This window comes from Mycolicibacterium tokaiense (assembly GCF_010725885.1).
Classification (GTDB): Bacteria; Actinomycetota; Actinomycetes; order Mycobacteriales; family Mycobacteriaceae; genus Mycobacterium; species Mycobacterium tokaiense.
The window spans coordinates 5,185,587-5,198,411 of sequence record NZ_AP022600.1 but is presented as its reverse complement, the minus strand read 5'-3'; the positions used below and the strand labels follow the sequence as shown (position 1 = coordinate 5,198,411).

The window sequence follows — 12,825 nt, the reverse complement described above, 5'->3', positions numbered from 1 at the left end:
AGAACCGGTCTGTACTTTCCCATTGGCCCACCCTGTCATCGTGATCCGGCACCGCGGGAGGGTCGAAAGACCTCAGCTCGCGGGTGTTCGGCGTTGCACTTCGATGGCCTCCGGATGCGGCGCGGTGTCGAAGAGGCGCTCGACGTCTTCGATTCGGCACACCTCGGTACCGGGTGTCAGTGTCATGGCGGCTCCCGCGGCGATGCCGAGGCGCATCGACTCCTCCATGGACCAGTCGCGGCTCAGGCCGGTGACCACCGCGGCCACCATGGCATCGCCCGCTCCCACACCGCTGCGGCCGGTGACAGGGACTGCAGCAAATCTCTGTGCGCGGTCGGCGCGGACCAGCAGGGCACCCGCCGCGCCGCAGGACATCAGGACCATCCGGGTGATACCCCGGTCGATGATCTCGCGCGCCGCCGTCACCCGCGTCTGATCGTCCGGCAGTTCGCGACCCATGAGATCCTCGATCTCCCGCACACTGGCCTTGAGCAGGAATACATTCGACCGGATGTTCCTCAGGCCCCGCCCGGAGGTGTCGAGGATCAGTGACACTCCGAGCGTCGCACAGAGCTCCGCCACCTGCTGATACAGGTCCGGCGACAGTCCGGGTGCCAAGCTGCCGCTTGCCACCACGTACCTCGCACCTTCCGCCGCTCCGCGGAGAGCGTTCAGGCAACGTTCCTGGTCATCGGCGGTCATGGCGGGTCCGGGCAGGACGAACCGGTACTGTTTGCCGGTCGACAGTTCGTTGACGGTGAAGCTCTCCCTGGTCGGGCGGTCGATCCACACCGGCCACGTCGGGGAGTCGCGCCGGCGGAGCAACTCGAGAATGTGGGTCCCAGCGGTGCCACCCGCCGGGAACACGGCCGTGGCGGTACCGCCCAGCGCCTGTATCACCCGGGCCACGTTGATGCCTCCACCGCCGGGGTCATAACGCGCTGTGCCGCAACGCATCTTCTCCGTGCATCGGACGGTCTCGGTCTCGGTGGTGATGTCGAGTGCGGGATTCATGGTCAGCGTGACGACTGAACCAGGTGCTGGGCTCACGTCACAGACCGGACGGGTAGGTTTCGGGCGTCTCACCGGCGGTCCAACGGCTGGTCGTTTCGAGGGGTTCCAGGGCGCAGGTCCGGTCGATGTGGATGATGGCATCGAACTGGTCGCTGGAACGAACATGGTAGTAGTGGCTCTGTCGTTCCGTTGCAGGCTGATAGATGACACCGATCGCCCGTCCGAGCCGCACCGTCGCCAAAGGTTCGTCGGCCGCTCGACTGATTCTGGGAGAGATCAGAAAGGCCTCCCGCCCCGTTTCGTGGAAAAGCTCCTCCACGCTGCCGTTGAGCGCCGGCCGGACGGCTTTCCGCTCGGCCGGTCCGCCCCATTCGCTGGCCGCAGTCACGGTCCCGGAGTAGGTCGTCATACCGATCAGACGGACGTCGTCTCCGTACGCCTCTCGGGCCAGCTGGCCGAGCGTGAGTTGGCCGTCGGCGGATACTTCGGTGGCCCTGGCGTCACCGACGTGGGAATTGTGGGCCCATACGACGATTCGGGGTGTCTGAGTGCCGCCGTTGCGCTCCAGGTGGGTCATCAGAGCCTGCAGCGTCTGGCCCATGTGTCGATCGCGTAGGTTCCACGAGGTCACCCGTCCGCCGAACATCGCACGGTAGTAGTGCTCCGCGTTGCGGACCGTCAGCGCGTTCTGGGTGGCGTAGAACAGTTCGTCCTGAGCCAACATGCCATCATGGCGTACAAATTCGAGAGCGTTGTGGTGCATGTCGGTCAGTTGGGCGACAACCTCCTTCTCGCACGACAGCCCGGCGCCGAACGCCGCAGCGAATCCGTACGTCTGGCCGTCATCACCGGCGGTGCGATCGAAGCAGGCGTATCGCGAACGAGCCCTTTCCGCAGCAACGGGATCCACGTTCTCGAGGTACCGGACCACCTCCTGCATCGACCTGTGGAGGCTGTAGAGGTCCAATCCGTAGAACCCGGTCAGTCCCGTACCGGCGGCTCGGCAGTGCATGTTGTGCCGGTGCAGCCAGTCGACGAAATCCCGCACCTCCGTGTTGCGCCACATCCACGCCGGGAATCGCTCGAAGCCGCGCAGCGCCTGTTCGGACGAACGGTCGGAGCCCAGGCCCCGCACGTATCGGTTGACCCGATAGGCGTCTGGCCAATCCGCCTCGGCCGCAACGGCGCTGAAGCCTTTGTGCTCGATCAGCCACTTCGTGACGGCAGCGCGTGCGGCATAGAATTCGTAGGTCCCGTGAGAGCTCTCACCGATGAGGACGATACGGGCATCGCCGATGAGTTCTTCCAGGGCCTCGGTGGGAGGCACCCCGTTGGGTGCGTCCACAGCACAGTCGGCGACGGCGTGTGCGGGGGTCCGGGTGAGGAGTCGTTCGGCTGTCGAGGCCCCCGTGGTGGGGGTGGCCAGCAGTCGCCGCACCTCGTCATCGCTGACCTGCCGAAAGTCCCAGAACGATTGGCCGACGGCGTTGAACGGGGTCGGCATGCTGGCACACACCACGTCGTCGACCACCTCGGCGAGTGCCCGGCAGGTCGACTCGGGAGCAACGGGGACCGCCACCACGAGCTCGGCCGGGTCGTCATCGCGGAGAGCCTGAACTGCGGCGAACATGCTGGATCCCGTCGCCAGTCCGTCGTCGACGAGAATGACCGTCTTGCCTGCCACGTCGGCAGGTGGTCGTTCGCCGCGGTACGCGGCCTCCCGCCGCAACAGTTCGCGGGCCTCGCGCTCGGAGACATCCCGCAGTTGCTGCGGGGTGATCCGCAGAGCACGGATCACGTCATCGTTGACCACCACCCGCCCACCCCGGGCCAGCGCGCCGATGGCGAATTCCTCGTGACCGGGGGCTCCCAGTTTGCGCACGATGAATGCGTCCAGGGGCGCCCGGAGCGCCGCCGCCACTTCCCACGCGACCGGAACACCCCCTCGCGCGAGGCCGAGGACCACCACGTCGGTTCGGTCGCGATATGCAGTGAGCAGGCCCGCCAGAATGCGACCGGCTTCCCGCCGGTCCTGAAAAACCCTTCGTGGTTCACCGCGGGTGGTGGGGTCTGTGGTGCGTGTCATGGTGTTCTCGTCTCAGCGCAATCCGTGGACGGGCGCATTGGTGGTGGCCTCGATGTGGTGCCGCGTGACATCAAGCAACTGTCCGGCGAGATCCGACAGCGCCCGCGCAGCAGCGAGTTCGGCGCCGATGTCCGCGACGTCGCGATCGGAGGGGTTGCAGCGCGCCACACCGTGACCCACCACGGTTCGCTCCGCCCAGTGCAGGCGGGCGGTTGCGGTGGTGCGCCCATCCTCTTCGTCGGTGCTGAGATGCACCTTCCAATAGTGTTGGTGCACAATGCCTCCGGATTCGAATCACTGCTGCGGGCGGTCCCGGTCCGGACGGGCCGGGACCACCGGCGGTATCACTTCGACGATTCGATGGTGACGTGCTTCTCGGGAATCGGGGATTCCTTCAGCGGTACCGTCACGGTCAGAATGCCTTTGTCGTAGCCGGCCTTGATGCCCTCGTCGTCGGCGCCGGCCGGCAGCGTCACAGACCGCATGAAGGAACCGTAGGAGAACTCCGACCGGCCGTTGGATTCCTTCTTCTCACTTCGCTCCGCTTTGATGGTGAGCACACCGTTGCGTACCGTGATCTCGACATCCTTGTCGGGGTCCATTCCGGGGAGCTCGGCCTGCAGTTGGTAATTGCCGTCTTTGACCTCGTCCTCGACCTTGATGAGGTGGCCGGCGAGAGTCGGTCGCAGGTTCGACCACGCCGGCAGGCCGGAGAAGAAGTCGGTGAGCTCGGGCCAGAACGAGCGGTGTTGCTGAACAGCAAGATTGCCCATGATCATTCCTTTCGGGTACGGGTGCTACCGAGAGAAATCAAACAATTCGGGCAGCGCGTAGCACTAGGGACAGAAGTCCTCGGCACACAGGTAGATAGTCCGGTGCGCTGACTTTGCGGCCGTGCGTAGCGTTTACGCGGTGGCCGGGTATCGCCGCCGTGCCGGCCCACACCTGCTACCCGGCTGGAAACAGATGCCCGACATCGATGCAACTGGGGGGCTGACCACAGCTGAGGCCTCACGTCTGTTGACCGAGCACGGGCCGAACCGCATGCCCTTGCCCCCGGCCACGCCCTGGATCGTGCGCCTGGCTGCACAGATGGGTCATCTCTTCGCGTTCTTGTTCTGGTGCGCGGCGGTGCTGGCATTCATCGCCGGAATGCCCCAGCTCGGTGCCGCGATCATCGTGGTGGTGGTGATCAACGGTCTGTTCGCCTTCGCGCAGGAAGAACGGGCTCAGCATGCCGCCGAAGGGTTGCGGCGCATGCTGCCGCGGCTCGCCCACGTGATCCGCGACGGCCGGCTACGGGACATCAACGCTGATGAGTTGGTGCCTGGCGATGTCGTCGTGCTTGCCGAGGGTGACCGGATATCTGCGGACATGAGTATCTGTGGGGTGACCGCGCTGTCTGTCGACACTTCGACGCTCACCGGTGAAAGTGTGCCGGAACATCCGGCGGTGGGCGAGACGGTGTTCGCCGGGTGCTTCGTGCTCGAGGGGGAGGCCCGAGCGCGTGTGACCGCGACCGGGGCCGACACCAGGTTGGCCGGAATCGCTCGGCTCACCGCACAGGAGCCATCCACGTTGACGCCGTTGCGGCGCGAGCTCTCCCGGATGTCGAGGCTGATCGCGGGCCTGGCCACCGCGGTGGGAGTCTGCTTCTTCGGGTTGGCCTGTCTGGTGGGCATGCCGGCCACAGACGGGTTCCTGTTCGCCGTGGGTGTGACGGTGGCGGTGGTTCCGGAAGGCCTGCTGCCCACGGTGACGCTGTCGTTGGCAATGGGCGCCCAGCGGATGGCCCGCAGGCATGCCCTGGTCCGGCATCTGGAGGCAGTCCAGACTCTGGGTTCGACGACATTCATCTGCACCGACAAGACCGGCACCTTGACCTTGAATCAGATGTCAGTGGTACAGGTTTGGACCGCGGCGGGCAGTGTCTGCATCGACGGTGCGGGTTACGCCCCGGTGGCGGCGGCAATTCGCGGTTCTCCCGAGTCGCGGCGGGCGCTTGCGCCGTTGGCCATGGCGTCGGTTTCCTGTTCAACGGGCCGGGTCCGCCTCGTCGACGGGATGTGGACTGCACATGGCGACCCCATGGAGGCGGCGCTGGACGCTTTTGCGCAGAGGGTGGGGGTGGATACGGCGATGATGGCAGAGCCATCGGTCCGGTTCCCGTTCGACCCGAGGCGGCGCCGAATGTCGGTCGTGGTCGATCGGCGGGTGTTCGTGAAGGGTGCACCCGAAGCAATCATCCCGTTGTGCCACAACACCTCCGGCTCCAGTGCGGCCCTGGCGCAACTGACCGGGTGCGGGCGGCGCGTGCTCGCGGTCGCCGGGCGGGACCTCGAGGCTGGGGAGGGACTGCCGGCCACGGCCGCCGAGGGGGAGCACGGTCTCGAACTGTTGGGGTTGATCGGGCTGGAAGACCCACCGCGGGACGGCGTCGAGGCTGTGCTGCATACGTGTCGGTCCGCCGGCATCCGGGTTGCCATGATCACCGGCGACCATCCCCACACTGCGGAAGCCATCGCCCGGGATGTGGGCCTGATGACGTCGGGCCGGGCTCTGCTGGGGCACGAACTTCCCACCGACCTCGGAGCTCTGGGAGAACTGCTGGACCGCGACGGGGTCGTGGTCGCCCGCGTTGAACCCGAGGTGAAGCTCGCGATCGCACGAGCACTGCAGCAACGTGGTCACGTGGTGGCGATGACCGGGGACGGGGTCAACGATGCGCCGGCGTTGCGGGAAGCTGCCATCGGTGTCGCGATGGGACGAAGCGGTACCGACGTCGCACGGGAGGCTGCAGATGTCGTGCTGCTCAACGACGATTTCACGACGATCGTCTCCGCCATCGAGCAGGGGCGGTCCACCTTCATAAATATTCGCCGATTCCTGACCTACCACTTGACCGACAATGTGGCCGAACTGGCTCCCTTTCTGGTGTGGGCGTTGTCGGCGGGTCACTTTCCGCTGGCGATCGGTGTGTTGCAAGTCCTCGCGCTCGACATCGGGACCGATGTGTTGCCTGCGCTTGCTCTTGGCGCCGAGCCCCCGGGTCCGCGAACGCTGCAGAGTCCACCCGTGGGTGGCCGCCTGCTGAACCGCTCGGTGTTGACACGTGCTTTCGGGGTGCTCGGGCCGGTTGAGGCCGTCATCGCTCTGGCGGCGTTCGTGGCAACGTTCGCAGCTGTCGGATGGCGGCCGGGTCTACCGTTCCCCGTCGGCAGTGTTGTGCTGTCGGCCTCGGGCTCCGCTTTTGCAGCCATTGTGTTCGGGCAGATGGCGAATGCCTACGTGTGCAGGAGTTCTCGCAGCCCGGCGTGGAAGCAGCCCGTGTCCACCAATCCGCTGTTGATGGTCGCCGTCGGCGTCGAACTCCTGCTGCTGCTGGTGATGCTCTACGTGCCGCCGGTAGCCAACCTGCTTCACCATGCGGGACCGACGGTGGTCGGCGGTGCGGTGGCAGTCTGTGCTGTGCCCGCGGTCTTGGTCGCCGACGCGCTCTACAAGCGCCTCGCGCTACGAAGAAAGTGACCACCGGCCCTAGGTGGATCCGTCGATTGTCGACATGCTGCAAGCATGGGAAACGTGACCGCGAAAACTCTTGCCGCGCTGGGTCTGTTGTATGTCGCTCGGCGTTACTACCGCAACTGGGGCACCACCAAGGAGGAGTGCAGCATGAGGCTGCCGGGCGACAACTTTGTGGGCGCGCCGGCGGTGCAGAGCACCGAAGGTATCTGGATCGACGCACCTGCGGGAGCGGTCTGGCCCTGGTTGGTGCAGATGGGCCAGGACCGGGGTGGTCTCTACAGCTATCAGCGGCTGGAGAACCTGGTGGGCCTGGATTACCACAACGCCGAGCAGATCCGCGAACAGTGGCAGCGGCTGGCGCCAGGGGACGTGGTTCGCCTCGCCCCACGGCACTGGCTGGGCCTACGGGACGGATTGGTGCTCGAGGTCATCGAGATCGTCGCCGGGCAGTCCATCGTGCTGCGGGCCACACCGGCTCGGCAGCACTGGGACGCGGTGTGGTCGTTTCATGTGTTTTCCCGATGGGATGACCGCTGCCGACTGCTCATACGGTCGCGCACAGGTCTGCGTCATCCCGGCGAGGTGTTGGCCACCGAGATCGCCGGGCCTGCACTGGCCATCTTCACCCGCGGAATTCTGATGGGCATCAAGCGGCGCGCCGAGAACGTGGTGCAGGCCGAAGCGGCAGCTGCGGCCGCGAGCGCTGACCTGCACCGCACCCGCTAGGGGCTGGATTCGAAGAGGAACCGCCTGCCGCTGACCCGCATCGGCTTGATCCGTACGAAGTGTTGTTTGTCCGTGGCCACCCACGGCCGCAGCCCCGTCTGCTCTGCTGCCGCGATGTCTTCGTCGGCGTGCAGAATCTGGGAGAAGCCCTTGACGATCACGCTCCACCCCTGAGCGTCGTCGTGGTCGTCGGCCTCGAAGACCACGTGGTGATTGATGGCAGTGCTCACCAACTTGGTGCCTTCGGCCGTTCGGAAGAGCAGAGTTCGGTTCTGCACCGCGAAGTTCACCGGGAACACCTCGGGCTGATTGTCGACACTGGTGATGAGCCGCCCCAGTGAGGTGCTGGAGAGCAGTTGCCAGCATTCACTCTCGGGCAGGACGCTGGCCAGCTGGGTTTGATTGGACATGGCGTGACGCTACCCGGTGGCGCCCGTACGGATATGCGGTCCAAAGTCCCGAATTGTAGGAGCACTTTGCCGCCCCGCTGTGGTCCTGCGCCGCTAGGAGTTCCGGGCGATGCCGAGCACAGTGTGCCCATGGACGCTGATCGCTACGTCAGGGACATCTGCGACCTACGCCTGGGCGACGCCGACGAGGCGGGCGGCAAGGGCGCCAACATGGGAGAGCTGGTGGCGGCGGGACTACCCGTTCCGCCTGGTTTCGTCTTGCTCCGCACGGCGTACCAGGATTCGATGCGCCATGCAGGTGTCGACACCGAACTGCGAACGCTGCACGGCGAAGCGCTGCACTCCGAGGGCGCACCACTGGACGAGCTGTGCACCCGGATGCAGGATCTGGTGGCCAAGGCGGGTCTGGCCGCGGCGGTACGGGAGGCTGTCCTGGTTGCCTACAAGGGACTGGAACCCGAATGCACCGTGGCGGTGCGGTCGTCGGCCACTGGGGAAGACGGGCGGGAGGCTTCGTTCGCCGGGATGAATGCGACGTTGACCAACGTCTCGGGCGCGGACGCGGTGTGCGACGCGGTGGTGCGCTGCTGGATGTCGCTGTTCTCCCCGCGCGTGATCAGCTACCGCGCTGGTCGTCACGTCACCGCCGAGCCGGCGATGGCGGTCGTGGTCCAGCAGATGGTCGAATCCGAGAAGGCAGGAGTAGCCTTCACCACCGATCCCAGCGCCGCCGCCGAGGACCGTGTGGTGATCGAGGCAGCGTACGGGCTGGGTGAGGTGGTGGTGTCCGGTGCCGTGGAGCCGGACACCTACCTGGTGGCCAAGGATTCCCTCGACGTGATACAGGTTCGCATCGGACACAAGGACTTCCAGATCGTGCGTGGTCCTGATGGCCGGGACCAGCACGTGTCCCTCGATGCTGCCCGCGCCGACGCGCGCGTGCTCGATGACGGCGAGGCGCGCCGCATCGCGGAACTGGCCATCGCGGTGGAGCGCCACCATGGCTGTCCACAGGACACCGAGTGGGCCATCGCCGAGGGCCGGACCTATCTCGTTCAGGCCAGGCCCATCACAACTCTGCATTCCCCGGCTTCACCGTCAGCCGACGAGTCGGCCGTTCTGGCGCGGGGACTGGCCGCCGCACCCGGATCGGGCACGGGACGGGTCCGCGTGCTCGCCGGGCCCGAACAGGGGCATCTTCTGCAGGACGGTGAGATCCTCGTTGCCCGGATGACCAACCCGGACTGGTTGCCCACCATCCGGCGGGCCGCCGGTCTGGTCACCGACACCGGTGGAATGACCTGCCACGCGGCCATCGTGGCCCGCGAGCTCGGAGTGCCGTGTGTGGTCGGAACCCGCACGGGCACCGTTGATCTGCGAGATGGCACGCTGGCGACCGTCGACGGTACACACGGACAGGTGGTCCGAGGGCGCGTCGGATCGCCGCGGTCAGCGGTGTCGAGGACCGTCGAGCAGACCGCCGGCGCCGCGACCGAGGTGACGGCCACCAAGGTCTACGTCAACCTTGCGCTACCGGACAACGTCGACTCGATCGCCGCATCGGACTGCGATGGTGTGGGCCTGCTGCGGGCAGAATTCATGCTGACCCAGGCTCTCGGTGGTAGGCATCCGAGTGATCTGATCGCCCGCGGCGACACGGCCACCCTGATGGACGCCATGGCCGCCTCGTTGGGCCGGATCGCTGCGGCCTTCGCGCCGCGGCCGGTCATCTACCGGGCCACGGATTTCCGCAGCAACGAGTTCCGCAACCTCACCGGCGGTGAGGAGTACGAGCCGCTCGAACACAACCCGATGATCGGCTACCGGGGCTGCTTCCGCTACATCAGCGATCCCAGCCTGTTCGACCTGGAACTGCAGACCTTGGCACGCGTGCGCGAGCAGTACCCGAACGTGCACCTGATGATCCCGTTCGTCCGTACCGGATGGGAGCTGCAGCGGTGTCTGGAACTGGTCGACGCCAGCCCGCTCGGTGGCCACCGCGGCCTGCACCGATGGGTGATGGCCGAGGTGCCCTCCGTGGTGCACTGGCTACCGGAGTACATCAAACTCGGCATCGACGGTGTGTCGATCGGTAGCAACGACCTGACCCAACTGGTTCTGGGCGTCGACCGGGATTCCGAGGTCTGCGCGGAACTCTTCGACGAATCCGACCCTGCCGTGCTGCACGCGATCCGACGGATCATCGACACCGCCAACGAGTTCGGCATCACGTCCTCGCTCTGTGGACAGGCGCCGTCGACCAATCCGGAATTCGCCGAGCATCTCGTCCGGATGGGCATCACGTCGGTCTCGGTCAATCCGGACGTCCTTCCACGCGCCCGGCACATGATCGCCGCCGCCGAGCGGCGGGTACTGCTCGACGCAGCACGCCACCATCGTCCGTGACCGCGCATCTGGTGTCGGCGGACGCCTGCAGCACTCCGGCGGCCGATGTCCTGACCCGGCTCGGATCGGCGGTGTCCGGGCTGACCAGTGACGAAGCCGCAGCCCGGCGGGCGCAGCTGGGCCCGAACTCGATCCGCACGCACGGGGTCAGCGGTGTGCGAATACTCATGCGACAACTGAACAACGCTGTCCTGGGCCTGCTGGCAGTGACCGCGGTGGTGTCGTTCTTCCTCGGTGACCGAACCCAGGCCATGATCATCGGGATCATCCTGGCCGTGAGCATCGGTTTGGGTTTCGTCAACGAGTACCGGGCGCAGCGGGCCACCGCGGCCCTGCATTCGCGAATACGCCACACGGCAACGGCGTTGCGCGACAACATCATGACCGAGGTCGACGTCACCGATCTGGTGCCCGGTGACGTCATCCGCCTCGAACTGGGTGAGTTGGTACCCGCCGACGTGCGGTTACTCGAGGTCAACGGCCTGGAGTGCAATGAAAGCATTCTGACCGGGGAGTCTGTCGCGGTGCAGAAGGCGACCGATGTGAACCCCGCCGCGGGGGGATCGGACGCGGCGAACCTGGCGTTCATGGGAACGGTGGTCAGCGCCGGCGATGCCATCGCGGTGGTGTATGCGACGGGCGCCGACGCGCAGTTCGGCAGAATCGCCGCCGGACTCAGTGACCGGGAACCGGAGACCGAGTTCCAACAAGGACTGCGACGTTTCTCCTATCTGCTGTTACGCGTGGCGTTGACCCTGACCGCACTCATCATCGTCATCAATCTGCTGCTGCACCGGCCGTTGATCGAGTCCGCACTGTTCGGTCTGGCGATTGCTGTCGGTATCACGCCCCAGTTGCTCCCCGCCGTGGTCAGCACCAGCCTCGCGGCCGGCACGCGCCGGCTGGCCAAGCTCAAGGTGCTGGTGAAACGCCTGGTCTGCATCGAGGACCTGGGCGACATCGACATCCTGGTCACCGACAAGACCGGAACCCTGACAGAAGGCCGGATCGAATTGATCGATGCGGTGGACGGCGGCGGCCGGCACGCTGATGAGGTGCTGCGGCTGGCCATGCTGGCCACCGAGGTGGATCCCGCCGTCGGCGGGACGAGCGCCAACGAACTCGATGCGGCGCTGTGGGCGGGACGGGCGACCGTGCGTGACGCCCGACGGGTAGCCCTGCTGCCTTTCGACCACCGCCGCAGAACCACCACGGCGTTGGTCGACGACGACTCGGCGGGCCGGATGGTGGTGTGCAAGGGAGCTCCCGAGCAGATCATGGCGAAGTGCGACGGGGTGACGCCGAGTGCACAACAGGTTCTGACCGCGTTGTTCGCCGAAGGCCGCCGGGTCGTGGCCGTCGCCACCAAGCCTGCTCCCGGTCTGACGAAGGTGTCGACGGCAGACGAGGTCGGGTTGACGTTCCGGGGCTTCGTGATCTTCGCCGACAGAGCCAAAAGCGCTGCCCGGCAATCGTTGCGGGACCTGTCGGCACTGGGTATAGAAGTCAAGGTGGCCACCGGAGACAATCCAGTGGTAGCCCAGAAGATCTGTGCCGAACTGGGTTTGGAGTCCGGGGGAACCCTCACCGGGTCTGAGCTGGCGGCGATGAGTGCCGCCGAACTCGACCGTGCGGTGGCAGAGTGCACCATCTTCGCCCGGGTCTCGCCGGAACAGAAGGCCCGGGTGATATCGGCACTTCGACGCCGGGGGAGGTCGGTGGGCTTCCTCGGCGACGGCGTGAACGACGCGCTGGCACTGCATTCCGCGGATGTCGGTATCTCGGTGGACAGCGCCACCGACGTGGCCAAGGACGCGGCTGATGTCGTCCTGCTCGACAAGGACCTGGGCGTGTTGGCCGCCGGAGTCGCCGAGGGACGCCGCATCTTCGCCAACACCATCAAATACGTGCTGATGGGCACGTCCAGCAACTTCGGCAACATGTTCAGTGCCGCAGCCGCTTCGGCGTTCCTGCCGTTTCTGCCGATGCTGCCCAGCCAGGTCCTGCTCAACAATCTGCTCTATGACACCTCTCAGCTCGCGATCCCCACCGATCGTGTCGACGACGAGCAGCTCCACGCGCCGTCGCACTGGAACATCGCCTTCATCCGCCGGTTCATGCTCACCTTCGGCCCGATCAGTTCGCTGTTCGACTTCGTGACCTTCGGCCTGATGCTGGGGATTCTGCAGGTCGGCCCCGTCGAGTTCCGTACCGGATGGTTCGTCGAGTCCCTGGCGACGCAGACCCTGATCATCTTCGCAGTGAGGACACGTCGGGTGCCGTTCATCCGCAGCAGGCCGAGCTGGCCGCTGACTGCGGCGGCGCTGACGGTGATCGCTGCCGGTATCGCGGTGACGATATCGCCGCTCGGGCACACCCTGGGGTTCACGCCGCTGCCGTGGCAGTACTTCGCCGCCCTTCTGGGTTTGGCTGCGGCATATCTGGTGTTGGTCGAAGCCACCAAGAAGGTGTTCTACGGTGAGTCCGCGCGGGATCTGACGACGCTTCGCACGCGGGGCCACGCTCATCGTGTTCATCGCCGCGCCGCGCGGTTCAGCTCACCCGGCCCCGTCACGACGGCGGACGCCGCCGTCAACCGATGAACAGACGTCTGCAGCCACGTACGGTGCGAGACCAACGGCAGTGTGTCGATCAAGG

The 12,825-nt window shown here is 66.1% G+C and carries 9 protein-coding genes; 4 read left to right on the top strand and 5 right to left on the bottom strand.

Annotated features, from left to right (window positions below):
• Positions 1-72 precede the first annotated feature (72 nt).
• The 4 genes from G6N58_RS25155 to G6N58_RS25140 form a co-directional block, all read right to left on the bottom strand.
• Positions 73-1,050 carry a 1-phosphofructokinase family hexose kinase gene (locus G6N58_RS25155; RefSeq protein WP_232067995.1) on the bottom strand — a complete coding sequence of 326 codons (978 nt, stop codon included), beginning with the start codon at positions 1,048-1,050 and terminating at the stop codon, positions 73-75.
• Between the two features lies 1 nt (position 1,051).
• Complete coding sequence (locus G6N58_RS25150; RefSeq protein ID WP_115281061.1) at positions 1,052-3,100, bottom strand: erythromycin esterase family protein; 2,049 nt, start codon at positions 3,098-3,100, stop codon at positions 1,052-1,054.
• A gap of 12 nt (positions 3,101-3,112) precedes the next feature.
• Positions 3,113-3,355, bottom strand: a complete 243-nt coding sequence (locus G6N58_RS25145) for a DUF1876 domain-containing protein (protein WP_232067994.1) — start codon at positions 3,353-3,355, stop codon at positions 3,113-3,115.
• Between the two features lie 89 nt (positions 3,356-3,444).
• Positions 3,445-3,873 carry an Hsp20/alpha crystallin family protein gene (locus tag G6N58_RS25140; protein ID WP_115282076.1) on the bottom strand — a complete coding sequence of 143 codons (429 nt, stop codon included), beginning with the start codon at positions 3,871-3,873 and terminating at the stop codon, positions 3,445-3,447.
• A 193-nt stretch (positions 3,874-4,066) separates the two neighbouring features.
• Here G6N58_RS25140 and G6N58_RS25135 point away from each other — a divergent pair, with 193 nt between their 5' ends.
• Together G6N58_RS25135 and G6N58_RS25130 are read left to right on the top strand one after the other, a co-directional pair.
• Complete coding sequence (locus G6N58_RS25135) at positions 4,067-6,628, top strand: cation-translocating P-type ATPase (protein WP_115282077.1); 2,562 nt, start codon at positions 4,067-4,069, stop codon at positions 6,626-6,628.
• A 45-nt stretch (positions 6,629-6,673) separates the two neighbouring features.
• Positions 6,674-7,351, top strand: coding sequence for an SRPBCC family protein (locus tag G6N58_RS25130; RefSeq protein ID WP_115281063.1), 678 nt, complete (start codon positions 6,674-6,676; stop codon positions 7,349-7,351).
• Here the strand turns inward: G6N58_RS25130 and G6N58_RS25125 are convergent.
• On the bottom strand, positions 7,348-7,761 hold the full coding sequence (locus tag G6N58_RS25125; RefSeq protein WP_115281064.1) for a pyridoxamine 5'-phosphate oxidase family protein: 414 nt from the start codon (positions 7,759-7,761) through the stop codon (positions 7,348-7,350). The genes G6N58_RS25130 and G6N58_RS25125 overlap by 4 nt on opposite strands.
• Before the next feature lie 129 nt (positions 7,762-7,890).
• Between G6N58_RS25125 and ppsA the strand changes: the two genes are divergently transcribed.
• A complete protein-coding gene (gene ppsA, locus G6N58_RS30590; protein ID WP_163908401.1) occupies positions 7,891-10,167 on the top strand; it encodes a phosphoenolpyruvate synthase in 2,277 nt (758 codons plus the stop codon).
• Positions 10,164-12,770 (top strand): magnesium-translocating P-type ATPase, encoded by a 2,607-nt coding sequence (mgtA, locus tag G6N58_RS25115; RefSeq protein WP_172545038.1) that lies wholly within the window; start codon positions 10,164-10,166, stop codon positions 12,768-12,770. The genes ppsA and mgtA overlap by 4 nt, the downstream gene beginning before the upstream one ends.
• Positions 12,771-12,825 lie beyond the last annotated feature (55 nt).